This window comes from Enhygromyxa salina, from assembly GCF_000737335.2.
GTDB classification, from domain to species: domain Bacteria; phylum Myxococcota_A; class Polyangia; order Nannocystales; family Nannocystaceae; genus Plesiocystis; species Plesiocystis salina_C.
Map to the genome: position 1 here is coordinate 159192 of NZ_JMCC02000001.1, position 24742 is coordinate 183933.

Here is a 24742-nt window from a genome sequence, read left to right on the forward strand (position 1 = left end):
CGCTCGGCCTCGGGATTCGCGCAGGCTCGGTGGAGGGCACCGCGGCCCATTCAAGGAGCAAAGCGAGCGAATTCGGCACGCCAAGGGCGATCCGTCCCGCGCTTGACCAAAGTTGCCGTCTGAGCACAATGCACCGCCTTGGCCGGGAAGATCCACGACCAGAACGCGCAGCGTACGCGCCACGTGCGCGGAGCGACGCGTCCCCTTGGTGTCGCCAACCCGCGCGTCGCGGTGCGATCTCTAGAGACACCTCATGAACGAGAGTGTCCGCCGCGTGGGGGGTCGAGGTGAAGGTTCACTTCATCGGGATCGGCGGTACCGGCATGGGCGCGCTCGCCGGTCTGTTGAAGGCGGCCGGGCACGAGGTGCGGGGGTCCGACGGCCCGCTGTACCCGCCCATGTCGACCCAGCTCGCGAGCGCCAACATCCCGGTGTTCGAGGGCTTCGCCGCCTCCAACCTCGAGTGGGGCCCAGACTGCGTGGTCGTTGGCAACATCTGCCGCAAGGATCACGTCGAGGTGCTCGCTGCCCGCGAGCGGGGCGTGAGGCTCGAGAGCTTTCCGAGCATGCTGGCCGCGAGCCTGCTCGAGAAGCGGCGCGCGTTGGTGGTCGCCGGGACCCACGGCAAGACCACGACGTCGAGCTTGCTGACGTGGATGCTGCGGGTTGGCGAGCGTGGGCCGTCGTGGCTGATCGGCGGTGTCCCGCAGAACCTGACCCAGGGCTTTCACCTTGGCGAGGGTGACCTGATCGTGCTCGAGGGCGACGAGTACGACACCGCGTTCTTCGACAAGCGGTCGAAGTTCCTGCACTACCGGCCAACGCGGGCGATCATCACCAGCGTCGAGTTCGACCACGCGGACATCTTCGACAACTACGAGCAGGTCCGCGACGCCTTCGTCGACTTCGTCCGCTTGATCCCCGCCGATGGGCTGCTGGTCGTCGACGCAGGCAACGAAGGCGCGCTCGAGGTCGCGCGCGCGGCCGCCTGCGAGATCGCAACCTACAAGGTGCTCGAGCGGGGCGAGACGCCCAGCGCCGAGCGGGCAACTTACTGCGTCGAGCTGACGAGCCGGCCCGGCGAGCGTCGGTCTCGGTTCGAGCTGTACGAGCGCGGCGAGGCCCTTGGTGAGTTCTCGACGCTGCTCACGGGCCACTACAACCTCGCCAACATCGCGGCTGCGTTTGCGATCGCGCGGGCCGAGGGCTGCGAGATCGATCGGCTGCGCGAGGCGATTCGCCTGTTTCGCGGGGTCAAGCGGCGCCAAGAGCTGCTGGGGGTGGTCGCGGGCGTGCGCATGATCCAAGACTTCGCGCACCACCCAACCGCCGTCGATCTCACGATCAAGGCGACCCGTCGGCGCTACCCGGATCACTCGCTGCATGTCTGCTTCGAGCCGCGGTCCAGCTCATCGCGCCGCGACGTATTCTTTGCCGGCTACGCCAAGGCCTTCGACGCGGCCACGCGGGTCTACATCGCGCCGGTCTACGCACCCGAGCGGGTGCCAGACGGCAAAGTGTTGGACGTGGCGGGGCTCGGCGCGGCCCTGCGCGAGCGCGGCATCGATGCCAGCGCCTTCGATGCGATCGACGACGTCGCAACGGCGGTGCTCGAGCGCGCGGCGCCGGGCGACACGGTGTTGCTGCTCTCGTCGGGCAGCTTTGGGGGTCTGGCGGATCGCCTGCTCGAGTCGCTTGGGGACGCCGTCACCTTCGCGCAGCCCGAGGACATCGAGGCGATTGATCAGCTGCTGGTCGCGTGCGGCATGGCCACGCTGCGTGACCCCGACCAGATCGAGAGCCTGGTGATCCGCCCCAGCCGCGAGCGCCAAGAAGCCGGGGGCGCGCCGTTGCCAGCGTTGATCGGCTGCGTCCAGCTGCAGCTCATTGATGACCGCGCGTTCTTGTTTGGGCTCGCGGTCTCGCCCGAGTGCCGGGGTGAGGGGCTGGGCTGGGTTCTCGCCGACAGCATCATGCGACGCGCCCGGACCCTGGGTGCGCGCTGGGTCCACCTGATCGCCGGTGAGACCGCCGACTTCTTCACCGACAAGCTGGGCTTCGCCGAGGTCAGCGCCGATGAGCTGGATCCTGTGTTGCGCGGGCTGTCCAACTTCGAGGCGGCGTACCACGAGGGCGCGACGTGCATGGCCTTCGAGCTCGTCCGCGAAGGACAGTAGATGATCCCCACGCAGACCTCCGCACTTCGCCGACAGTCGCTTCGCTTCTCGGGGCCCTGCAATGAGCGCGACATCGTTTAGCTTCTTCGCCGCGGCAGCGGTCGCCTTGGGTGCGGCGTTGATGGCGATGGTTGCCCGGCAGCCGCGAGCTTCGCTGGCTGGATTTGCGATCGCGCTGGCGGCGTTGATCGTGCCCTTGGTGCAGCTGCGCGCGCCGATCGTGGCCGCGATCGTGTTGCTGGCGAGCGCGCTCACCGTTGGGTTGCTGGCTGGGCTGACGGGCGTGAATGGACGGCCCGATGCGCCCTCGGTCGCCCGTGGCGGACGCCTGCCGTTGGCGTTTTGGGTGCCGGCGGGCTTGGGTCTGGCTGGCTTCGCGTGGGTGCTGCTGGCGACCGGCTCGCGCCAGGTCGTCGAGCATGGCCCGCCGATCGAGCGCGGCGCCTCGTTCGGCGATGGCAACGTGGTCCTGCTGCAGATCGCGGCCGACCACGTCGTTCCGGCGCTGGTCGTCGCCTTGCTGGCGCTTTGCAGCGTGATCGCGGCGGTGCTGACCTTGGTGGTCGAGCGCCCCGGCGCGAGCGCGCAACCTCCCCTCGACGCACCTTCGTGATGCTGCCGATCACCCACTACCTCTACTTGGCCTTGGCGCTGTTTGGCGTCGGGTTGGGCGGGGCTCTGCTGCGGCGCTCGCTGGTCGTGGCGCTGCTGGGGATCCAGCTGATGTTGGTGGCGGTGGCCCTGTGCTTTTGTGCCTACGCGCGGTTCTTCGCTGACCCCGGGGGGCAGATCGCGGCGCTGCTGATCATGCTGGTTGGCCTGTGCGAGCTCGCGGTCGCGATCGCGGTCGCGCTGCGGGTGCTGCGAGCCGACAGCGCCCGCGCGGCGACCTTGCTCGATGACTGGCCGGGCACGCTCGACGTGCTGGACGCGGCTGGCACACCCGATCGGTCGGGGACGAAAGGCCAGGCTGGCTGATGGCGCGCGAGTTTCCCTTGTGGGTGATCGTGGTGCTGCCGTGGCTTGGCGCGCTGGGCTGTTTGCTGACGGCGCGGCCGGGGGCGCGGTTGCTGGGGTCCGAGCGGGCCCGGATGCTCGCGCACTACCTCGGGCTCGGGGCCTCGGCGCTGGCGATGCTGTTCACGCTGCAGGCGATTCAGCTGCTGTTGGCGCCCGAAGATCCGCGGGCGCTCGCCCACACGCCGCTGCGCGACGTGATCGAGCCGCTGATCATCGGCGAGGTCCGCATCGACCCGACCCTGGTCGCGGATCGGCTGTCGAGCAGCGCGGCGCTGTTGTTGCTGGGTGTGTTCGTGCTCGCGCGGATGTTCGTGCCTGGCCCCGCGGGCCAGCGGGCGCTTGGGCTCGAGCCGCTGCCGGCGCCCACAGCAGACGGATCGCCGGCGCGGGCGGAGTCGCCCGAGCAGCTGGCGCAGACCATGAACGGGCTGCGTCGGCTCGCGTTGATCGGGCTGCTCGAGGGCGCGGCGCTGCTTGTCGTGCTGGCCAGCGACATCGGGCTCGCGGCGTTTGGTTGGGCGCCGCTCGGGGTCGGGGCGGTCGTGTTGGTCGCCCGCGAAGTCGGCGACGAGCGCCGGGCGAGCGCGGCGACGCGGGTGCTGGCGCTGAGCGTGGGCGGGGATCTTGGGCTTGGCGCGGCCGCGATCGCGTTGCTCGTGAGCGGCATCGGCCTGTCTCACAACAGCCTGTGGGCGCCGCTGACCGGCGAGCAGCTGTACGCCGCCGCGATCCCGGGGGTGTCGTTCGCGGATCTGATCGCCTTGTTGCTGGTGGGCGCGGCGTTCGTCCGGCTGTCGAGCCTGGCGTGGGCGGGCAACTCGCTGGCCGAGGCGTTGCTCGACGCGGTGCTGATCCCGGTCCCCGCCGTGTACCTGCTGCTGCGATACCTGCGGGTGCTGTCCTATGCGCCCAGTGTGCTCGCCGCGTTGCTGGTGCTGGGCATGGTGTTGGCGGTCGTCGCTGGGGCGATCGCCTTGGTCCGGCCCGAGCGGGGCCACGCGCACCACAGCGCCCGCGCCGGGGGCGAGATCGGGCTGGCTGGAACTGGCGTGGCGTGGGTCGCCGTCATGATGATGGCGATCGGCGTGGGCGCGTGGCGGACGGCGGCGCTGCTGTTGCTCGCCCACGCGCTGGGTCGGCTGGGTCTGCGGCTGGCGCTGCTCGTGGCCGACGGCGCCCACCTGCCAACTTGGTCCGCGCGGATCGGTCGGGTGCTGTGTTGGGCGGTCGCCGGGGTCGCGCCGGGCCTGGGCTTCGTCGTGCTCGCGCAGGTGCTGATAGACGTGATCGCGCGCAACAGCCTGCTGGCGCCGTGGGTCGCGTGGCCTGCCGGCTGCGCGATGGTGGTGGTCGTGTTTCTGCATGCCGCCAGCGTCGCGCGGATCTGGTACGAGAGCCTGAATCGCCAACCGGGCGCCAGCGCGAACGAGACCGACGAAGACGGCCTGGACTTCGCGCCGCTGCTGGTCGTGGTCGTGGGGCTGTTTGGGCTGGGCGTGGCGGTGCTGGGATCGTGGTTTGGCCTGGTCGACTCGCCGCTGGTCTGGCTCGACAAGGTGCTGCCGCTCGCGGGCGGGCACGAGTCCGCGCCGACGGGCCTGCGCGAGTCGATGCGCGACGGGGCCGAGGTCGCGCGCGCGTGGGTGGCCGGCAGCGCCATGGTGGTCGCGCTGGTGTCCGGGTTCGCGTGGATGTGGACCCGCGAGCGCTTCGTGCGGGCGCACGGCGGCGAGCTGTCGGGCTACGCGCGTGCGCTCGAGCCAGTCCTTCGCTGGCCGCGAGCGGCGGTGGGGGTCTGCGCGCTGGTCTTGACCGGGCTGACGGAGCTGGCGGCCCGCGGGATCGGCCGCGGCGTGTTCGAAGAGGGTCCACGCGTGGCCCGGAGCTTGGCGTGGGACGTGGGGGCCTCGGTCGCGCCGCGTCTGCGTGGGCTCGCGCCCAGCGGCGGTCGCCAGGCGCTCGTTGGGATCATCGTTGGGTTCGCGGTGCTGCTGGGGTGGCTGTACGCCAAGCCCGAGGTCTCGAGCGCGCTGCCAAGCGATCACTATGAATTTGGCGGCCTGCGACCGCAGTTGATCCGCGCGGGCGGCAAGGCGACCAGCGCGGACGAGCAGCCGGCCGAGCCAGCCGAGCCAGCCGAGCCAGTTGGGGCACCCGAGTCACCCGTGCAGCAGATCCAGCAGCCGCTGCGGCAAGACGGCGCCGAGCCGCCCCGCCCCGTCGGCCTCGCCCCTGACCCAGCCGCGCCGGAGTCTTCGCGATGACGCTGACGTGCATGGTCGTGTTGGTGCCGCTCGCGGTCGCGGTCATGGTCGCCGCGCTGCCGCGCAGTGAGCCGGCCCTGGCCCGCGCGCTGGCCCTGCTTGGCGCGCTCGTCGAGCTTGGGTTGATCGTGCTGCTGATGTCGCGCTTCGATCCGAACGGCGCGGCGCTGCAGCAGCCCTTCGTGCGCCCGTGGCTGCCGGCCTACGGGGTCGAGTGGTCGCTGGGGGTCGACGGCAGCGAGCTGCCCATGTTGTTGCTGATCGGCCTGGTGGTCCCGCTCGCGCTGGTGATCGGCACGCCGCCGCGGCCCGGTGAACCACCGCTGCTGGTCGGGATGTCGAGCCTGCAAGCCGCGTGGGTGGCGGTGGTGCTGGCCCGTGATCTGATCACGCTGGCCGCCGCGTGGGAGCTGGCGGCGGTCGCCACGGTGATCTTGTTGGGCGAGCGCGGCGACGGGAAGATGGGCGTGCCGGGCCGAACCGCGGCGGCGCGGCGCTACGCGGCGTACGTGTTGCCGGGCGCCGGTGCCCTGATCGCGCTGGTGATCCTGGTCGGGGTCGCGCACGCCCACGCGACCGGGGGCGTGTGGAGCTGGAACCTAGACGTGCTCTCGCAGCTGACGCTCCCGCCCGCGACCCAGTACTTCGGGTTTGCGCTGGTGATCGTGGTGGTCGCCACGGCCCTGCCGATCTGGCCCCTGCACGCGCCGCTCATCTCGATCTGCGTGAGCGGGCCAACCCAGGTGGTCGCGGCGGTGCTCGGCGTCGGCGGTGCTCTGGCCCTGTTCGTGCTCATGCGCGTGGGGCTGCCCATGTTCCCGCTCGCGGCTGGCGAGTGGGCGGATCCGATCGCGGCGGTGGCCGTGGTCGGGGCGATCTATGCGGCGCTGGTGTGCTGGGCCGAGCGCGACCCCGGCCGGCTGCTGGGCCACGTCGCGCTGCTGCACCTGTCGCTGGCGATCGTCGCGGCGGTCTCGGGCAGCGCGGGGGCGCGGGTTGGCCTTGGGCCCTACCTGCTCGCCCACGGCCTCGCGCTGACGGTGCTGACCGCGGTCACCCACTCGCTGCGCCGCGACGGGGTCGGCAACCTGGGCGAGCTCGCTGGGTGGGCGGCCGTGGCCCCGCGTGCCCTGGTGCTGGCGATGCTCGCGGGGCTGTTGCTGGTGGGTCTGCCTGGCTCGGCTGGGTTCATTGGCGAGCTCGGGATCGTCGTGGGGGTGCTGCGCGAGGGTGAGCTGGCGCTGCTGCGTCCCGCGACCTGGGGCCTGCTGGCTGCGGCCAGCGTCGGGCTTGGTGGGCTGGGACTGCTGCGTAGCTTGTGGCAGGCCGGGCGTGGCACCCCGCGGCCCGGGCTGGCCTCGCGCTCGAGCGAGCTGGATCTGCGCGAGACCTGCGTGTGCGTGGTCGCGCTGGGACTGGCGTTGGTCATGGGCCTGGTCCCTGGGTGGATGGTGCGGCGCAGCGAGCCGGCCCAGCGCCGCGCGGTCGAGCAGCTGGTGCTGGGTCGCTGCCTCGCGATCGAGGCGAGCGGGCAAAAGAGCGGGCAGGGTCGCGCCCGCACGCACCAAGACTTGGGCGACGAGCTTGGCGCGGTGTGTCTCGATCCCGCCGCCCGGGTTCGCCAGCACTACGGGCTGCCGGGCGCCGGCTCGGTCGAGCACACGGACACCGAACCACCCGGGGAGGCCGCGCCATGATCATGCTGGGCCTGATCGCCGACAACGCCCCCACGCTGGTCGAGCAGCTCAGCGACACGGCGCCGATCTGGATCTTGCTGGTCGGCGCGCTGGCGCTGCTGCTCAGCAACGCGTTCGCGCGCGAGCGTGAGCCGGGCTTCCTGCGCATGCTGGCGCTGCTGATCGTCGGGGTCGCAACCATCGCCGCGTGGCTGCGGATCGGGAACCCGATCGACGATCTGGGCCGCTTCGTGCTGTCGAGCACTCTGGTCACGGATCACCTGACGGCGGCCTGTGATCTGCTGGCGCTGGTGGCTCTGGCCGGCGTCGTCGGGCTCGCCCGCGAGCGCGGGACCACCCGCGAGACCACCCGCCGGGCGTTTGGCGAGCGCGAGCCCCTGCTGCTGCTGGCCGGCGCTGGCGCGTTGATCTGCATCCATGCTGGCGACTTGCTGGTCGTGTGGTTGGGCGTCGAGCTGCTGAGCATCGCCGCGCTGCTCACGATGTTCGCCGGGCACGACGCCGTCGGCGATCCGGCCAAGCGTAGCGCCCTGCTGATCCAGCTGATCCCCGGGGCGATCGTCTCGTGTCTGTTGCTGCTCGGGGTCGCGCTGATCTACGCAGCGCTCGGGACCACCAGCCTCGACGGGTTCGCGGGCGCGGCGACCCGGGTGTTCGCGCAGTGGGGTGGGGTCCAGCGCTGGGTGATCGTGCTCGAGCGCTACGGGGCCGAGATCGCCAGTCAGGATCCGGCTGCGCACCAACAAGCCCGCAACGAGATCGTCCGCGGCCTGGCCCCGGCGGCGCTGTTCTTGCCTGGGCTGCTGCTGCTGCTTGGGGGCCTACTGACCAAGCTGGGTCTGCTGCCCTTCGCGCGCCGCCGCGAGCTGGTGGAAGAGGCGCCGCTGCACGTGACGGCGCTGTGGTCGACGGTCGTCGTGGTCGCGCTGGTGGCCGTGCTCTTGCGGGTGTTCGTGGGTGCGCTGCACAGCCCGCGCCTGGCCAACGAGCCCTACGGCTGGACCGGCGCGCTGCCCAGCGTCGCGTTGGTCACCGGGGTCTGGGCGTCTGTCGTGGTCCTGCGTCAGCGCCGGTTGTCGCGGGTCGTCGCGCTCTTGGCCCTCGTGCAGCTGTCGTTGGTGCTGCTGGCGATCGTCGCGGCCGCCAGCTTTCACGGGCACATTGGCGTGGGCTCGCGCTACATCGCGCCCACCTACGAGATCCTGTGGTCGCGGCTCGCGGGGGACGAGGCCTACACCGCCGTGTTGGTGCTGCTGGTGTCCCACGTGATCGCCACGGTTGGGTGCTTCGCCGCGATCGGTGCGAGCCGGGGCTTTCGCGGGCCCGAGGTCCGCATGCAGCACTGGGCTGGCATGGCCGCGCGGCGACCTGGGTTGGCGGTCGCGTTTGCGATCTGTCTGCTCTCGCTGGTCGGGCTGCCGCCGCTGGCCGGGTTTGTCGGCAAGCTTGGCGTGCTGCGGGCGCTGGCCGAGCACAGCGCCATGCGCTGGATGATCATCGTGGTCGCGCTCGAGCTGGCCGTGTGCGCGTGGGTGGTCTTGCGGATCATCGCCGCGATGTACTTTGGCGACGAGACCGTGAGCGAGCCAGGCGAGCGCGCCGAGCCAAGCCTGTGGCCAGCCCGAATCGCAACGGCGGCGGCGCTGCTGTCGGTTGGGCTGGGGTTGTTTGGTCAGCAGCTGCTGGTGTTTGCCCGGCTGCCTGCCGCTGGCGGATCGTTCGAGCCGGGCGACGACGATCGGCTCGAGTGGCTCGAGCAGCGCCGGGTCAGCTGGGCCAGCGAGGGCCAGCGAGCGGTCGTCGGGGACGAAGCTGCCGAGCTCGAAGCCGCCGAGCTCGAAGCCGAGACTGAGTCGGAGTCGCAGCCGGAGTCGCAGCCGGAGTCCCAGCCGGAGTCGGAGCAGCGCAGCATCGCGCCTGCGCCCGCTCCCGAACCTCCGGCCGAACCTCCGGCCTAACCGACACGCCGCCGTGAGGGGTCCGGTCCCGCACTCAGCACTTCTTCCACTGCCACTGGAATTGCTTCGTGAACACGCCGTCGACATCCGTGGTGTTGAAGATGCCGTAGCCGTTCTTGTTCTTGATCGCGTTGAGGTTCAGCGAGGTGTTGACCGCGAAGATCGCCGACGCGCCGCACTTCGACCACACGACCGACTGAAACGGCACGCTGTCGGAGAACACGTAGAAGTCGTCGAAGTAGCCCTTCAGCTGGGTGTGGGCGCTAAACCCGATCGGATCACCTGCGAAGAAGTAGTTCGAGGTCTGGCGCGCCGTGAGCCCCTTCTCGAGGAACGCGTAGCCGCGGGTGTTCACGGTCGCCACGGAGACCTGCCAGCCACCGGGGACATGCAGCTGGACGCTGGCGAGACAGTTGGTCGCCTTGATCGGCGGGCCGGGTGGGTTCTCGAGCAGCATGTCCTTGAAGATGAGGATGAAGCTCTTCTTGTCGGTGGCGATCTGCGTCACGACCGACCCAGGCTGGTCGCTGGGGCAGCCCGCGCCGTTGGCCACGATGCCCTCGATGTAGACTTCGTTGGGGTCGGGCGCCGCTGCCAATTTGCCGGGCGGCTCGAGCACCGGGAGCGCTTCGCTGGTGTCGCCACTGTCGACGCTCGACGCCGGCGACAAGTTGATCGTGTTGGGGCTGTCGCCCTCGCCCTGCTCGAGCGCCGCGATCTGCTCGAGCATGGCGTCGGACATCGCGAGTTGATCGACATCGGGGCTATCGTCGAGCTCCCCCGGATCGCAGGCGGTGGCAAACACCGCCACGCTAGCGAGGTAGCCCAATGACGTGAAGATGCGCTTGCGCGCGTGGAGTTTGGTTTGGGTGTTCATGCTCCGACCGGTAGCAAGCCACGTGCCCGCCCAAACGAGGCTGCGAGCGCTGTTGCTTGCCCCTGTCGCGGGCTCGGTTGGCCGCCGCGTCACTCGAGGACGCGCATCGACGCCGCCGCGGACGCAGCACCGAATGTCAGCATGCTCGCGCCGGCAACCATGCTGGCAGCGGCGCGCTGGTTCGCTACTTGCCGAGCAGTCGGGCGAGCTGGCTGGCGCCGCCCTGCACGGCCACGCGCTGCATGTACAGGCTCATCCCGTGGAGCCCGCCAAGCTCGGCGCCCCCGCCCGCGCGACCCGGACCGCCGTGGTTGGCGACCGGAAACACGCAGCCCGGAGACATCGAGGCGTTGGCGATTTTCTCGTTGGCGACCACCAAGCGCCCAAGGTAGGGCCCGAGCTCCGCGACCGCGCCTGCGAGCCACTTGCGATCATCGGTGTACACGGTGGTCACCAGGCTGCCGTTGCCAAACCCAACGATCTTCGCGGCGCTCTCGAGCTCGCCGTCGTAGGGCAGCAGGGTTGTCACGGGCGCGAACACCTCGTGCTGGTGGAAGCTGGCGTTGGCGCTCATGACCGCGCTGGGCTTGGCCTGCAGCACGATCGGCTCGAGGAAGTAGCCCTTGCCGGCTTCAACCCCCACGAAGCCCTCGCTGCGCGCGGGGTCGCCGTGCACGAGCTCTGCGTCGGCGAGCAGCTTGGTGATCCCGGCGCGGGCGTCGGCGAGCTGGTCCTTGGAGGTCAGCGGGCCCATGCGCACGCCCTTGTCGGCCGGATCACCGGTCTGGCTGGCGATCGTGCTCAGGCGATCGAACAGCACCTCGCGCACGGACTCGAGCGCCGACTCTGGGACCAGCACGCGGCGGGTGGCCGTGCACTTTTGCCCGGCCTTTTGGGTCACCTCGGTGACCAGGTCGCGGATCACCAGATCGAACAGCTCGCTGCCGGACTCCACGTCGGGGCCGATCACGACGGCGTTGAGGCTGTCCGCTTCCAAGTTGACGCGGGTGCCCGCGGCGATCACCTGCGGGTGGGTCTTGATCGTGGTGCCGACCCCCTGCGAGCCGGTGAACGCGATCACGTCTTGCGGCCCCACGTGGTCGAGCATGTCGCCGGCCGAGCCCATCAACAGCTGGAAGCTGCCGGCTGGGAAGCAGTTGGCGTCGAGCAGCAGGGTGAAGATCCGGTGGGCCAGCCACGCGGTGCTGGTTGCGGGTTTGCACAGCACGGGCATGCCCGCGAGCAGCGAGACGGCGGCCTTGCCGAGCATGCCCCAAGCCGGGAAGTTGAACGCGTTGATGTGGATCGCCAAGCCGCGCCGGGGGACCAGCACGTGCTCGGCCCGGATCTTGGCGCCGCGGTAGATCTCGACCGGCTCGTCATCAATGATCCACGCCTGCTCACCAAACTGCTTGGCGAGGTAGGCGTAGTGGGCCAGGACCGCGGTCCCGCCGTCGATGTCGAATTTGGCGTCCTTGCGGGTGTTGCCGCCGTTTTGGATCGCAACCTCGATCAGCTCTTCGCGGGCGTCGTGGAGCACCTTGGCCATGGTCTCGAGCAGCTCACCGCGGGCGGCGAACGAGAGCTTGCGAAGGTTGGCGCCGCCGAGCTCGCGACCGTGGGCCATCGCATCGCGGAGCGAGGCACTGATCGACACGATCTGCGCGAGCTCCTGCTCGGTCGTTGGGTTGATGAGGCTGCGGGGGGCGCCGTCGCCGGACTTCCAGGCACCTTCGAGGTAACTATCGAGCTGGACAGACATGGGGCGCGGCGACGGTAGGACGGGGGTGGCGAGGCGGACAAGGGGCGGGGGCGCGCTGGCAAGCACGGGCGCGTGAGCTAGGCCGCTTTCCTTGACCCCCACATGGAGCTTGGACTTCGCCGACTGCAGCCGCTGGCGCGTCTGGTCGCTTCGCTCCTCGGGGCCGTTTGTACGCATCCGCATGTGTGGCCCCCTAGAAGGGGGCTCTGAACGCATTTCCCGTGTCCATGGGACGCACGATGTGCGGAAGGCACTACGAAGGCGTCCGCAAGCGGGCGAGAAGCCCTCGCTCGAGCTGAAACCCTCGCCCGAGCTGAAAACAGTTCGGTGCCCAGGGTGAACCGGTCTACGAAAGCGTCCGCAAGCGGGCGAGAAGCCCTCGCCCGAGCTGAAAACAGCTGGTTCTGCTAGCGTGGTGCCGTGACGTTGCTCGAGCAGCTCGACAGCATCGTTGGAGCGCTCGACGCCGCGGGTATCGAGTATGGCTTGGTCGGGGGGTTGGCGGTCGCGGTATGGGGCGCGCCGCGGGCCACCCAAGACATCGATCTGCTGGTTCGGCCCGAGACTGTCGACGCCATCATGACGACGGTCGAGCCGCTTGGGTTTCGGCTTCGCGCGCTGCCGATGCGGTTCAAGGACGGCATGCAGCTGCAGCGGGTCAGCAAGATCGATGGTGGCGCGCTGTTGACTCTCGACTTGATCATAGTCGACGACAACCTCGAGTCGGTGTGGGCGTCTCGCCAGCCGCTCGAGGTCAGCGACCTCGGTGGTCGGTCGATCTGGGTGATCTCCCGCGCGGCGCTGATCCAGATGAAGGCCGCCGCTGGACGGCCGCAGGACGCGCTCGACATCCAGAACCTCGAGGAGCAGGATCGGTGAGCCCGGTCTCGATGGCACCCGAGGATGTGCGCGCCCGGCTGCGGCGTGCGAGTGATCTCGCGGATCTACGTCCGGAGCACCGGCTCGATGCCAAGCTGGACATGAGCCCGCGTGGAGTGAGGCGACGGCTGCAGATCGCGTCCGAGCTGCGGGATCTTTGCAACGCGTTGGCCCGAGCCGGGCGCGGTGAGCCGGCACCCACCCGCGGCGAGGCTGACACCGAACGCGATGGCGAGCCGGGTCCGACGTGACGGGCCCGGCCCTGGTTCAGGCTGGATCAGCCTGGTTCAGTTGGCAGGGCTGTTCGTGAAGTCGACGTGGTCGCGGCACGGCTGCCCGCGCAGCGAGGGGCAGGGCGGCAGCACGGTCGGGATCACCTGACCGGGGATCACCGGAAGCAGGATTGAGCTCTCGGCGCCGCCGAAGTGGCCGATGTCGATGCGCGCGTCGTCGGTCTGACTGGGGTCGAGCACGAAGAGCCACTCGGCGCGGCTGGATCCGGGGGTGTCGACGGAGATGCGAATCCGCGAGCCGGCCCGGAACGCGTGGGCGAAGGGGAACACGCTGAGGCGCGCGAGCACGTAGTCGTCAGCGGGCACGTCTTGAACGTCGACCTCGGCGTGGGTCTGGATCGGGGCGAGATCTGTCGAGTCCGCGGCGAGCGAGCGCTCGCTGGCACGCAGCCAGCCGCTCTGCACGTACATCTCTTGGCCGTCGGGGCGGACCTCCGAGATGTTGACCTCGAGATCGGCCTCACCCACGTTGCTGCGGATCCACAGATCCGCGCTGGCCGGGCCAACCATCACGACGTCGGTGGGGAACTCGGCGCTGAGGAACACCGCGGCGGTGTCGGTCTCGTCTTGCTTCCAGTTCCACGGCGGCAGCGGGGTGTCGATGTCGCCGTCGGGCAAGGTGCTGGTGTCGGCGTCGTTGCTGTCAATGTGGAAGCTGGAGCCGCCGCCATCGGACGGCGGGGGCATGGTCGACAGCGAGCCGTCGGGCTGGAAGTACCAGCGCTCGGGCACGACCTCGGCGGGCGGCCACTGGTTGAAGCTCAGCTGCCACGCGCTCTGGGGGATGCCGGTCTCGTAGTCGGTCGAGTTGCCCATCTCGAACTTGACGGTGATCGGATCCTCGCCCTCGAACGCGGCGAGCGCCTCGTCGTACGACCCGTACATTGCGTAGGGATCTGGCGGGAATTCGACGTTGTCGCCAAGCAGCGCGCCAAACAGCGAAGGCCCAATGTTGCGCAGCGGATCCGAGATCACGGGGACTTCTTCGCGGAGGTAGAAGTCGAAGAAGGCGCCCCAATAGATCAGGTGCTCGGGCACGTAGCCGTCTGCGTGGACACCATTGAACATGGTGAACTTGACCATTGGCGAGGCCGTGAACGCGTTGAACAGCGGCGCAAAATCACCGCCGGTCTGCTCGTCCTGCCACGCACCCGTCACGAAGATTGGCACGTCGATGTTGCCGGCGAATTTGAGCGGCGTCAGAGAGTCGTAGACCTCGGGCGTGTAGTAGGGGTTGGAGTCGACCTTTTCCAGCATGTCGACGTATTGGCCATGGAGCAGCTGGTTTTCTTCGCAGATGGTGTCGCCGGCGTCGACCAGGCCCTGCTCCCAACCCTTGCCGTAGGGCTGGGCGCCGTCGAGCACGTTCTCTGCCCAGTTGAGCGCGAACCCGTAGTTGGTCAGGCCGCCGGGGCGCAGGGTCGAGTCACCGGTATGCGCGAAGATCGACATTGGCGCGATCGCGGCGAGGCTGGGCGGGTTGGCCTGGGCGACCCACATTTGGCTGATGCCGGGGTAGCTGAGGCCGGCCATGCCGACCTTGTTGCCAAGCACCCAATCTTGCGAGGCGACGATCTCGACCGCGTCGTAGCCGTCGAGCACCTGCAGCTCTTCGAAGAAGTCGTAGGCGCCACCCGAGCAGCCGGTGCCGCGCATGTTGACGCCGACGCTGGCGAAGCCCAGGAACCCGGCCAGGATCCCCGCCGGGTGATTGGGGGCGTTGCAGATCACCGGAAAGATCGGGCACAGGGTCTCGAGGTCGAGGTTGCCAAGATCGAACTGATCCCCGAGCGAGCCGCCCGGCTGACCGGGGTTGTAGCCCGAGTAGTTGACGATGGTGGGGTAGGGGCCGTCCTCGATCGGGCCTGGCAGCGAGACGTAGACCGCGAGCTGGGTGCCGTCGCGGGTGGTGATGTACTGATAGCCCTGCTCGAGGATCTGGGCGTCGTAGAAGGCCTGATCGGGCAGGCTGTTCTCTGTGGACATCACCAGTAGATCGCGGGCGGCCTCGCGGGGACCCGCGCCGGTCTCCTCGACGGAGTAGCCCGTGCCCGGCTCGAGCAGGCGGAAGATCAGACTGCCTAGGTTGTCGGTGGTGGCCCGCGCGACCTCTTCGCCGCTGGCGTTGACCACACGCAGCTCCACGCCCGGCTCGGCGTGGGTGATGTGCAGCTGATTGACGCTCTCGCGGACCAGAAATTCGGCTTCGACGAACTCTTGCTCGCCGGTGTCGGCCGTCTCGTCCGATTCGTCGCCCGTGCCCGCTTCGCCGTCGGCTGGGCCGTCATCGTTGCAAGCTGTCAGCGGCAGCGACAGCGCGAACAAGAACGGGACGACAACCAGGCCAGGCGAGCGAATGATCATACGCCGGAGAGTACGGGAATTCCCCGGCCGCGGGGGTAGTGGATCGCGGCGGCGTTGCCGTGCCGATGTGATTCGTCGCTCGCTGCTGGGGCGGCTCCGCGCGAGGCTTCGCGCGTGAACGGCTCAGCGCGTGACTGGCTCCGCGCGTGACTGGCTCCGAGCGAGGCTTCGCGCGTGACTGGCTCAGCGCGTGACTGGCTCAGCGCGTGAACGGCTCAGCGCGTGAACGGCTCGCGCGAGGCTTCGCGCGTGAACGGCTCAGCGCGAGGCTTCGCGCGTGAACGGATCATGGAGATCGAGATCCGATTGTTTACAGGCCGGCGCGGCGCTTTGGTTCGAGGCCTCGCCGTTGCTTGGCGCCTGCACGACAGTGCCGTCGTCCGTGGTCTTGGTGCAAGGCGGGCGCGGATTGTCGGAGGCTGGCCGGGCGCGGAAGGGATCGCGGATGTCGTTGGGGACGTGGCGCTCGAGCGTGGTCGAGCGGACCTGGCGTGCACCTTGCGCGAAGGGATCTTTGAGATCGGGTATCAGCATGCGCAGGCCCTCGCGCTGTCGCTGACCACGCGCGGGTGCCCGCGGTGGTGGGCGATCGAAGGGGTCGCGCAGATCCACGATTGAGCGCTTGCGTGGTGGGGGGTGCTCGGGGCCCTGGTTGGGCAGCGGCACGCCCGTGCCTGGGGCGGGGTCGGGACGGCGTTGCTGCTCGAGCGGGAACGGGACCGGCTGCAGACCCGGTGGCAAGCTGGTCCGCCCTGGAGGTGGTTGTGCGGGCGGTTCTAGAGCGGGATCGGTCGCGGGGGGCGGGGCCTGATCGTTCACTGGCTCCGGCGGGAGCACAGGGGGTCCGAGGCTGGCGAGCGCAACCGCCAGCAACAAAGTCATCGCGCTCACGTGGGCCGCACTCTACCACGCGGAAGTCTTCGCAGCACAGCCAGCCGAATGGGGGCGAGCGTGGTCGTGATCGAAGGGCCAAAATGAGACGCGTGGGCCGGTTCCGGGTCAGCGGTCACGAGTGGGACCGTGGGACCCACGCGCAATGTAGCGCAGCGCCTGCCGCACGCTGCGCAACGTTGTGTACCCCACCAGATCGACCCCAAGCGAGACCAGCGACTGCGCGACCTCGGGCGTCACCCCAGTCAGGATCGGCTGCGCCCCCAGCAGCCGCAGCGCCTCGATCATCCGAATCAAGTGATTCGCGGTCGCCGTGTCGATGTCGCCGACCCCAGTGACATCGATGATCGGCGTATGAATTTGCGATCGCGCGACCTCGTCGAGCAGCCGCTCCGTCAAGATCCGCGCCCGGCTGGCCGTCAACGCGCCAATGATCGGCAGCACGATCGTCCCCTCCAAGATCCGAATGATCGGCACGGACAGCGCCTCGATCTCGCGCTCCTGATCGCGGACGCGGCCGACCTGGTGGACGAGCGCGGCCTCGATCTCTTGCGAGCTGACCTGCTGCAAGTGCTCGAGCTTGGCGATCTGGGCGTCGTAGCGGGTGACCTCTGCGCTGACCTCTGCTGCCTCGTGCTCGAGCTTGCGGATCGTGGCGAGCAGCCGTTGGTGCGCGCGCCCAGCCTCACTGGCGCGGGCGAACAGCAGACGCACGATCGGGTTGTCGGCGCTGGCGTGGGGGCAGTCGTCGCAGCGGCTCAGCTGCGCGAGAAACGGGTCCAGCTCGAGGGTCTGCGCCGCTTCGGACTCGAGCAGGCAGGTGCCTTCGCAGCGCATCAGGCCCGATCCTCCAGGCTCTGGTTGACCAGATCTGGGGGGCGCTCGAGCTGCTCGAGCAACTCTTCGACGATCTCGAGGCCCGCTTCGCGGGGGTCGTCGTGCACGATCGAAGCGGTCTTGGCTTGGAGCATGGGGGAGCCGCGATTGTAGGGGCGATGGCACGCCGAGCGGGAGATTCTCTGACTAAAAAGGGGGCGGGGCGTTGCCGCGCCGCTCGCAGGGCGCGGACGCGGAGCCAACCAGCTGGGAGGTCTTTCGGTGGGCACATCGCGCTCGGCGAGGTGCTGGCGCTCAGTCGCGGACCTGGATCGCGTAGCGGCCGGGCCCGAAGTGAGTGTCTAGGATGGCCAGCAACTCAACACCCGAGACCAACTCGATCGCGGCGCCATGCTGTCCCTCATACTCCAGGGCGCGCTTCGTGAAACCCGAGGTCGTGACCAACAAGGCGTGCTTGGCATCTTGCTCGCGGCTGCACTGAACCATCGCCTCGACGTCGTTGAGGTCGACGTCGTTTGTCGCCCATCGCTTGCATTGGACGACCCACCGCTCGCGTACCGGACCCTTGAGGTTGTCCCGTTGCTTGTAGCTGACGACGTCGAATCCGTTGTCGCGGACCGACCGCGTGACCTCGACGTCCATGTGGCCCATCTTCCGCAGGAGGTGGCCCACGAAGTGCTCAAAGTGTTCCCAGCGCAACGAGAGCAGGTTGGTCGGCCGCTTCAGTATGTTGCCCATCGCGGCCTGAATCTGCTCGATCTCGGCTTGCGTGTTCGGCATCATGCACATCCGCTCGATCGCGTCAATGTCACCGATCTCGCCAAGCAGATTGAGGGCGCAGACACGAACGTCAGGCGCGGGGTGAATGAGAAACTTGTCCAACTGCTTCATGGTCGCGCCGACCGCAAGTTGAGCAGCGTGGGTCTCGAGGCATGCGAACGCGGCCTCCCGGAACTGGGCCGGACAGTCCGAGCCGAGGATGCCGACGTCCAACAGCTGCGCGAGATCGCGGACATGCTCGCGCTCGAGGGTCGCGGCGCGGAGCGTTCGCAGCGCTCGCGTACGGAGCTCGGACGACTCGCTGCCGTCGACCGAGATCTCGACGGTCTTGTCGATGAAACCGGTGAGGTCGTGAAGCCGGTCACCGAGCATGGTAAGCGCGAGCAGACGAACGCGGGCGTCTCGATCACGGCGAAGTGCACGGACCAGATACGTGCATGCCCGCTCTCGACCCTCGTCGTTCAGGCCCGTGATGACTTCTCGCAGGGCGATCTCGGCGATGGCGTAGTCGGCGGCGTCGAGGATCGCGGGGATGGCTTCGTGTCCAAGGCTGGCGATCTCCGACAGGTAGATCTGACGCTCGAGTAGGTCGGACTTCGCAAGACTTTCGAGCAGCGAATTAATTTGGGCATCGATGTGAGGGGCGGTCACCGCGACAGGATACCCCGACGTAGCGTTCGGTCGGCTGCAAACTGACCACGGCTGTCTCTGAGTCGAGCGCTTCGGTCAAAGCTCACTCGTCGAGCAGATTCATCGTCTCACCAGTACTCGATGGTAGTACGGCAGCCAGCGCACACGGCGGCCTTGGGCCCAAACACGAACCAATGCATGGGCGCACCGCAATAACACTCTGGTGGTCCGGGCCGAACAGCCAACAAGCGCAGGCAACCTTGCAGGACCCTGCCGGCCGCCTCTGCGTCAACCTCAGTGTCTAGCTCGGCCTGATGATCTCCGATCTTTAGCTGCTTGTCCGACCAGCTGATTCGCTCGGGACGCAGCTGCGCATAGCCGATGCGTTGGGGCTCAGCGCCTGTCAGCCACTGCACCGACGCGGTCGTGAGAACGAGTCCGGCTTTGCCCTGCCCGAATATGGATGTCGAGAAGAACGCGATCACGGAGTCACCGAGCGGCAACCGCAAAAATTCCTGCCGGGCGCGACGCTGCTCATCTTCGTCCATGCCGATCGAGAGTCGAGTGGCCCATGATCCAAGTAGCTGCGCACGAGCTTCGGCTAGTAGTTCGCCGCGCGTGACCAGATTCAGTACGGGGGGCGCGTCCGGCTGTCGTCGTGCCAGCGCATGAGCCAAAGACAAGGTCTGGTCGAACGAGCCGTCGGGCTGTCGTTGTTGCGTGACGAGTTGCTCGTCGTAGCTCTGCGCCTGGGCTTCGATTTCGCGCAACTCTGCCGACTCGCGCAGCACGAGCCCCGTGTCGGCACACTTGCGGACGAGGGTATCCCACGTCTCATCAACGAGTTCCGTTGCAGCAACGAACATAGCAACCCATGCAGTGCCAAGCCGTTGCTTTCTCATGTCCGAAGCCCCATTGCCCAGCCACCTGATCAACATGAAAGTGACGACGCCGGCCAGTCCCGCATCCACCCCCGTGAGCGCACTGGCGATCTGTGCCACACGCCCAGCTTGGTCGCGCTGTTCGACGTACTGCACCACCACGTCGAGGAAGCCAGGATCGAGCTCTCCGGCATCGACCAGCGCTTGAATGGCAGCATTGATCTCGGCTGTCACGGGCGTCAGCCGTTCGGTAATCCTCACCTCATGAGGCTCATGGAGGGCGAACCTTCCGAGGGCCTCGCTAAACGATGGAGGTAAAGTTGATCGCTCCGCGACTCCGCCGAGGCTCCGCATGGCTTTACTGAGCGCCGTGATTAAGCGGCTGGGCCGGCAGGCCTCCGCAAGTTCGGCGAGGTCTTCAGCTTCGACGGCGGCGGCGACTGCTTGGACAGATGGAACGACCGCGAGGCCGAGATGGCGATCGTAGAGACTCCATGCTGTCCAAGTCGCCTTCGGGCCCGAAGTCGGCAGAGTCGCTCGTGCGGGAGCTCGCGCACCACAAAATGGGCACAGGTTCCAGCTGTGCTCGAGAGCTTTTTGACACGTCGCACAACGCATTCCGATCATCCTGCCTTCAGCACCCGGCTAGGCTTTCCGTGCGCGGTGACCAACGCCTCGAGCTTGGCCCGCGTCACCGCGACATAAAACAGCGCCCGCTCCATCTCCTCGGCCTCCCGCTTCACGGACGCATCCTCCGACCGCTCGACCGCCCGCCACCACGGCATCAGGTCATCGTTCACCCCCGCGATGATCATCCGCTCGAACTCCAGCCCCTTCACGCGGTGCATCGTCGCCACGCGCAGCCCGGGCCTCGATGGATCATCCGGCTTCGAGCGCTGCACCCTGTACGTCTCGACCCCCGCCTGGTTGAGCGCGGCCTCGTACTGATCCCGCAGCTTGTTCGTCCGCGCGACCAGGCAAGTCCGCGACGGCTCGCCCCGCCCCACCCACTCGACGATCCCCGCGACCTCGCCCTCAAACGTCTCGAACAGCTGCACGTCCGGCGGGTTGCCGTGCATCAGCGACTTGTAGCCCTTCGTCGTATCCGCCCCGTCGTCTAGATCGTCGACCTCCGGGATGATGGCGGACGTGTCGACACGCGCCACACCCCCGACGGCGTAGCGATGGTTGAAATGGGATCCGGGGGCGAATGCGAGCATGGGCACTGGGCGGCAGAGCGGTGTTTTACCACGGGCGTGTCGGCTTGGGCCGCGAGTCGCTCGGTGAAAGGTGGCCCATTTTGGAACTGGGACCGGAGGACTCGCTCGCGAGATCTCGCGAACGACCAGGGGACGCTGGCCCCGAGCGAGAGCCTTCGATACCCTCGAAGAACTCATCGATCGGCCACGATTCGCTCACCGTTTCACGATCTCTACACGAAGAAGTTGCGACGGCGGCCTGCACGACCGCAGCAGCGGTAGAAATCACGAGGCGCGGCATGGTTGCTGAATCCTAACGTAGGGCGCGACGCTTGGCACGCCGTTCTCCGACAACACGAACAGCATGTAGTACCCGGGCGTTGCCTCCCTTGGGGGGGCGGGCGCGCGGACGGTCACGCTGTTGGCGTCTGCCCCGAGCACCGTGAGCGGGACGAAGAGCTGGCCTTGGTCAACTGATGTCTTCACCGACAGCCCCGTGTTGGCCAACATGATGGGGGGCCGAACTACTCACGCGGGGTCGCCTGCGTCCCGGATTGTGTGCCCTCTGGGGCCTCATCGAGGGAGCTCGAGTGGTGCGACGTCGGCCCGAGTTGCGGCTGATCCTGCTGTTGGCCGCAGGCGTGCACGTCAGCGCGTGCGGACCAACGCAGATCACTGATGAGACCGAAGCCGACGAGACAAGACCCCAGCGTGCGGGTCACCGTCAGGTGAGTTCCAGTTCGCCTCCGGCCAGATCGAGCCGACGTTGAATTGTGCAGAATTGGCCAGCGACACCCCCTTCGGCGAATTGAGTCACGCTGAGGTCATTCAGCCGCTTTGGGACCTGTATTGCGCCCAGGGCGATTGCCACGGCGGCGCGGCCTCTGCCCAAGGACTCGATCTGTCAATTGATGCGTACGACCGCTTGAACGGCGTGCCATCTACGCAGTCCGCAACGGCGATGCCGTTGATCACCCCAGGCGCGCCCTCGGAGTCCTATTTGTGGTAAGAACTCTCGGGCACCCAAGCGTGCCCCTGCCCAGGTCACCGCAGGGTGGCACTTTGGATCCGGTCAACGATGCGCAGATGCGACACCTGACTACGTGGATCTGCGCCGGCGCCCCACAATAGCGGTGCCGATTACGCAGCACCTCCAACGACGCTGGCGATGACCTGCAAGAAGGACTCATCGGCCGTGGTCAGTTCGGCCCGGGGATCACGGCGGTGCTCGATCAGGGACTCGATGTGCTCGAGCCGCCGCGCTTCGAGCCGCTCGAACTCGTTGTTGAGCTTGGGGCCAAGCTCGGCGCGGTCGGCCTCGAGCCTACGCTTGACGGCGTCGACCGCCTTGGGCAGCAGCTGCTCCAGTGCTTCGGGGCCGATGTAGAGGCCATCGACCGGGGGCGGGACGTCACGGAGCACGCTCTCGGTGGAGAGCAGGCTGGCTCGGTGTTGACTCGAGGTGTCGCTAATGAACTGGGTTTGGCGGGGGTCGAGGACGCGGATCTCGGGCTCGACCTCCTCGAGGATCATCGCCTCTTGGTAGCGAACGATCTCTGACACGCCGACGCAGGGCCAGGCTTGGGTGCCGGTTGAGGCGTAGTCGACGCGGACGATGCGCCAGACAGCGTAGCCAAGTTCAACGTGGGCTCCAGGGGCGATCGGTGTGGCATGCTGGGTCCTGGGCGGGGCCGAGGATTCTTACCACCCGCGCGGGGGGCGATGGGGCTCGCGTGGAGGCTCGAGCAGTACGATGGCTGGTGAAATGAGACGGTTCGGCAGACGACCGCGAGCAACGCTACAATCGCCAACAATGCGCGCTCGCTTGGCCTGGCTGTTGTCTGCGGTGTTTGCGGTGGTTGCCGTCGTCGGGTGCCGCGGTGACGACCCGTCGCGTGGCGGCCCGCCGCCAACCCCACGCGAAGACGTCGTCGAGGTCATTCATGGCCGCGAGGTTCACGATCCCTACCGCTGGCTCGAGGCCGGCGACCGGGCCGGCGTGCGTGCGTGGGTGCGCCGTCAGGATCTGCACGCTCGCTCGGTGCTCGGCGCCTCGGCGCATCGGCAGGGCTTTCGCAACGAGCTGCGTCGAATGTGGGACCGCGACGCGATCGTTGGCCCGGTCGACAAGCGTGGTGATCGCTACTTCTACGGCCGCCGCCACAAAGGCCGCGACAAGACGGTCTACTACGTCCGCGAGGGCCTGCGCGGGCGCGAGCGGGTGCTCATCGATCCGGCCAAGCTGTCCGACAACGGCAGCCTTGGCGTTCGCAGCATCTACCCAAGCCGCGACGGCAACAAAGTCGCGTATGCCGTCAGCCGCAACAACGCCGACGCGGCGACCCTGTATGTGCGCGACGTGAACACCGGAACGGACCTTCGCAATGACATGATCCCAGGCGCCCGGTTTGCGAGCCCGCAGTGGGCGCCCGACAACCAATCATTCTACTATACGGGTCTCCCCGACGATCCGACCATCCCACCCTCCAAGCTGGCCGGTCACGCGAGCGTGCGCCGCCACGTGCTCGGGCAGCCGCCCGCGCACGACGAGGTGGTGTTCGGGCCAACCGGTGACGCGCGCACCTTCTTGGCGCCTGGGCTGGTGTTTGATGGGCGCTATTTGTTGGTGCACGTGATCCACGGGGCAGCCGGGGCCGCAGATATCTACTTTCAGGATCTAAAGAGTGGCGGCGAGCTGCAGCCGCTGACCGTTGGCAGCGGCGCGACCAACATCGCGTTTGGCTACCGCGATCGTTTCTACTTGTTCACCAGCGAGGGCGCCCCACGCTACCGGCTGATCGAGATCGATCCGCAGGCGCCCGCGCGCAGCAATTGGCGCGAGGTGGTCCCGCAGGGCGAGCACGTCCTCAACAGCGTGGCCCTGATGAATGGTCACCTGATCTTGAACTATCTCGATGACGTCAACGCCCGCGTCATCGTGCGCCGGCTCGACGATGGGCGCAGCTGGCCGGTCGAGCTGCCTTCGGCGGGCGCGGTCGCGGGGATCTGGACGGATCCCAGCGTGAACGAGGCATTGATCGCGTTCAGCTCGCTGGCCCAGGAGGGCGTGATCTACAGGGTCCCGATCCCCGCAGAGGCCCGCGCAACCGCGACGCCCGAGCTGTTCTGGGCGCCCGAGGACCTGCAAGAAGCCCGCGATGCGCAGCTGGTGATGCGCCAGCTGTTCACCCGCTCGCCCGACGGCGCCCAGATCTCGGTGTTCGTGCTGCACCGCGGCGACCTCGTGCTCGATGGCCAAAACCCCACGGTCTTGTACGGCTACGGCGGCTTCGGCATCCCGATCACCCCGGGCTACAACCCGCTCGCGGCGCTGTGGGCCCAGCGGGGCGGCGTCTGGGCCCAGGCCAGCATTCGCGGCGGCGGTGAGTACGGTGAAGACTGGCACCGCGCAGGCAAGCGCGGGCACAAGCAAGACGTGTTCAACGACTTCATCGGCGCGGCCGAGCACCTCGTCGCCGCCGGCTACGCGAGCCCGGCCACGCTGGGGATCATGGGCGGCTCCAACGGCGGCCTGCTCGTCGGCGCGGCCTCGACCCAGCGACCCGATCTCTTTGGCGCGGTGGTCTGCCAGGTCCCGTTGCTGGACATGATCCGCTATCCAAAGTTTGGGCTCGGCGAGCTGTGGATCGACGAATATGGCGACCCCGAAGATCCGAGCGCGTTCGCGGCCTTGTACGAGTATTCGCCGTATCACCAGATCCGCGCTGGCGTTCGCTATCCGTCGTTGTTGATGATGTCGGCGGACACCGATGATCGCGTGGATCCGCTCCACGCCCGCAAGTACGTCGCCGCGATGCAGCACGCGAGCGCAGGCGAGGGCCCGGTGCTGCTGCGCACGCAGGCCCAGGCTGGGCACGGCGGGCCGGACTCGGTGACGGGGCGGATCGAGTCCTACGCGGACATCCTGTCGTTCTTGCTGACCGAGCTGGCGCCCAATTGGGGCAAAGGCTGATCAGGAGCTGTCAGCTCCGCTCGGGTCCCGTGGGTGGACGGACCGGCGTCGGCCCTGCTTCATGCGCAGATCCATCGAACCGAGCGCGGCGATCACCTCGTCGAGCTTGGCCTCGAGGGCGACCCGATCCTCGAACTTCTTGGTCGCCGTGCAAACCAGTGGCCCGCTGGCGGGCCACACGAGGTGGCCCGCCGGCGGGCCACCGTCCCGCTGACGGGCCACCAATTTTTGCGGTTCGCACGAGATCACTGACAAATCTG

At 68.1% G+C, this 24742-nt stretch carries 21 protein-coding genes; 9 read left to right on the plus strand and 12 right to left on the minus strand.

What is annotated here, in order from left to right; all coding sequences use genetic code 11:
- The first annotated feature begins 263 nt into the window (after positions 1–263).
- The 6 genes from DB30_RS00675 (at position 264) to DB30_RS00700 (ending at position 9116) form a co-directional block, all read left to right on the plus strand.
- Entirely contained in the window at positions 264–2177 is a 1914-nt protein-coding gene (locus DB30_RS00675; RefSeq protein WP_052545976.1) for a GNAT family N-acetyltransferase, read from the plus strand.
- A 61-nt stretch (positions 2178–2238) separates the two neighbouring features.
- Positions 2239–2790 (plus strand): hypothetical protein, encoded by a 552-nt coding sequence (locus DB30_RS00680; protein WP_052545977.1) that lies wholly within the window; start codon positions 2239–2241, stop codon positions 2788–2790.
- Complete coding sequence (gene nuoK / locus DB30_RS00685; protein WP_052545978.1) at positions 2790–3155, plus strand: NADH-quinone oxidoreductase subunit NuoK; 366 nt, start codon at positions 2790–2792, stop codon at positions 3153–3155. The genes DB30_RS00680 and nuoK overlap by 1 nt, the downstream gene beginning before the upstream one ends.
- Positions 3155–5461 (plus strand): hypothetical protein, encoded by a 2307-nt coding sequence (locus tag DB30_RS00690; RefSeq protein ID WP_052545979.1) that lies wholly within the window; start codon positions 3155–3157, stop codon positions 5459–5461. Before nuoK ends, DB30_RS00690 begins: the two co-directional genes overlap by 1 nt.
- Entirely contained in the window at positions 5458–7158 is a 1701-nt protein-coding gene (locus tag DB30_RS00695; RefSeq protein WP_052545980.1) for a proton-conducting transporter transmembrane domain-containing protein, read from the plus strand. Before DB30_RS00690 ends, DB30_RS00695 begins: the two co-directional genes overlap by 4 nt.
- Positions 7155–9116, plus strand: a complete 1962-nt coding sequence (locus tag DB30_RS00700; RefSeq protein ID WP_052545981.1) for a proton-conducting transporter transmembrane domain-containing protein — start codon at positions 7155–7157, stop codon at positions 9114–9116. The genes DB30_RS00695 and DB30_RS00700 overlap by 4 nt, the downstream gene beginning before the upstream one ends.
- Before the next feature lie 34 nt (positions 9117–9150).
- Here the strand turns inward: DB30_RS00700 and DB30_RS00705 are convergent, their stop codons facing one another.
- Both DB30_RS00705 and DB30_RS00710 read right to left on the minus strand, forming a co-directional pair.
- Positions 9151–9993, minus strand: a complete 843-nt coding sequence (locus tag DB30_RS00705; RefSeq protein WP_052545982.1) for a DUF4360 domain-containing protein — start codon at positions 9991–9993, stop codon at positions 9151–9153.
- Between the two features lie 184 nt (positions 9994–10177).
- On the minus strand, positions 10178–11755 hold the full coding sequence (locus DB30_RS00710; RefSeq protein WP_052545983.1) for a 3,4-dehydroadipyl-CoA semialdehyde dehydrogenase: 1578 nt from the start codon (positions 11753–11755) through the stop codon (positions 10178–10180).
- Between the two features lie 420 nt (positions 11756–12175).
- On the opposite strand from DB30_RS00710, the gene DB30_RS00715 reads away from it, so the two are divergent.
- Positions 12176–12634 carry a nucleotidyltransferase domain-containing protein gene (locus DB30_RS00715; protein ID WP_052545984.1) on the plus strand — a complete coding sequence of 153 codons (459 nt, stop codon included), beginning with the start codon at positions 12176–12178 and terminating at the stop codon, positions 12632–12634.
- Positions 12631–12885, plus strand: a complete 255-nt coding sequence (locus DB30_RS00720) for a hypothetical protein (RefSeq protein WP_052545985.1) — start codon at positions 12631–12633, stop codon at positions 12883–12885. Before DB30_RS00715 ends, DB30_RS00720 begins: the two co-directional genes overlap by 4 nt.
- Positions 12886–12921: 36 nt before the next feature.
- Here the strand turns inward: DB30_RS00720 and DB30_RS00725 are convergent, their stop codons facing one another.
- The 9 genes from DB30_RS00725 to DB30_RS00760 all read right to left on the minus strand — a co-directional run bounded on the left by DB30_RS00725 (position 12922) and on the right by DB30_RS00760 (position 22072).
- Positions 12922–15291, minus strand: coding sequence for a CocE/NonD family hydrolase (locus tag DB30_RS00725; protein ID WP_052545986.1), 2370 nt, complete (start codon positions 15289–15291; stop codon positions 12922–12924).
- Positions 15292–15549: 258 nt separating this feature from the next.
- The gene (locus DB30_RS00730; protein WP_146657752.1) at positions 15550–16182 is read right to left on the minus strand and encodes a hypothetical protein; all 633 of its coding nucleotides are present in this window, start codon (positions 16180–16182) and stop codon (positions 15550–15552) included.
- Positions 16183–16290: 108 nt separating this feature from the next.
- Entirely contained in the window at positions 16291–17019 is a 729-nt protein-coding gene (locus tag DB30_RS00735; protein WP_052545988.1) for an STAS domain-containing protein, read from the minus strand.
- Entirely contained in the window at positions 17019–17153 is a 135-nt protein-coding gene (locus DB30_RS42665; RefSeq protein ID WP_276204313.1) for a hypothetical protein, read from the minus strand. Before DB30_RS42665 ends, DB30_RS00735 begins: the two co-directional genes overlap by 1 nt.
- Before the next feature lie 160 nt (positions 17154–17313).
- Positions 17314–18450: a restriction endonuclease gene (locus DB30_RS00740; protein WP_052545989.1), complete on the minus strand. Its 1137-nt coding sequence runs from the start codon at positions 18448–18450 to the stop codon at positions 17314–17316.
- A gap of 107 nt (positions 18451–18557) precedes the next feature.
- On the minus strand, positions 18558–19544 hold the full coding sequence (locus DB30_RS00745; protein ID WP_146657753.1) for a hypothetical protein: 987 nt from the start codon (positions 19542–19544) through the stop codon (positions 18558–18560).
- A gap of 389 nt (positions 19545–19933) precedes the next feature.
- The gene (locus DB30_RS00750; protein ID WP_165703567.1) at positions 19934–20530 is read right to left on the minus strand and encodes a 3'-5' exonuclease; all 597 of its coding nucleotides are present in this window, start codon (positions 20528–20530) and stop codon (positions 19934–19936) included.
- Between the two features lie 264 nt (positions 20531–20794).
- The gene (locus DB30_RS00755) at positions 20795–20995 is read right to left on the minus strand and encodes a galactose oxidase-like domain-containing protein (RefSeq protein ID WP_165703568.1); all 201 of its coding nucleotides are present in this window, start codon (positions 20993–20995) and stop codon (positions 20795–20797) included.
- Positions 20996–21649: 654 nt separating this feature from the next.
- Complete coding sequence (locus DB30_RS00760; protein WP_052545994.1) at positions 21650–22072, minus strand: hypothetical protein; 423 nt, start codon at positions 22070–22072, stop codon at positions 21650–21652.
- A 250-nt stretch (positions 22073–22322) separates the two neighbouring features.
- On the opposite strand from DB30_RS00760, the gene DB30_RS00765 reads away from it, so the two are divergent.
- Positions 22323–24482: a prolyl oligopeptidase family serine peptidase gene (locus DB30_RS00765; protein ID WP_052545995.1), complete on the plus strand. Its 2160-nt coding sequence runs from the start codon at positions 22323–22325 to the stop codon at positions 24480–24482.
- Here DB30_RS00765 and DB30_RS00770 read toward each other — a convergent pair whose 3' ends face one another.
- Complete coding sequence (locus DB30_RS00770) at positions 24483–24731, minus strand: hypothetical protein (protein ID WP_146657756.1); 249 nt, start codon at positions 24729–24731, stop codon at positions 24483–24485.
- Positions 24732–24742: the final 11 nt, after the last annotated feature.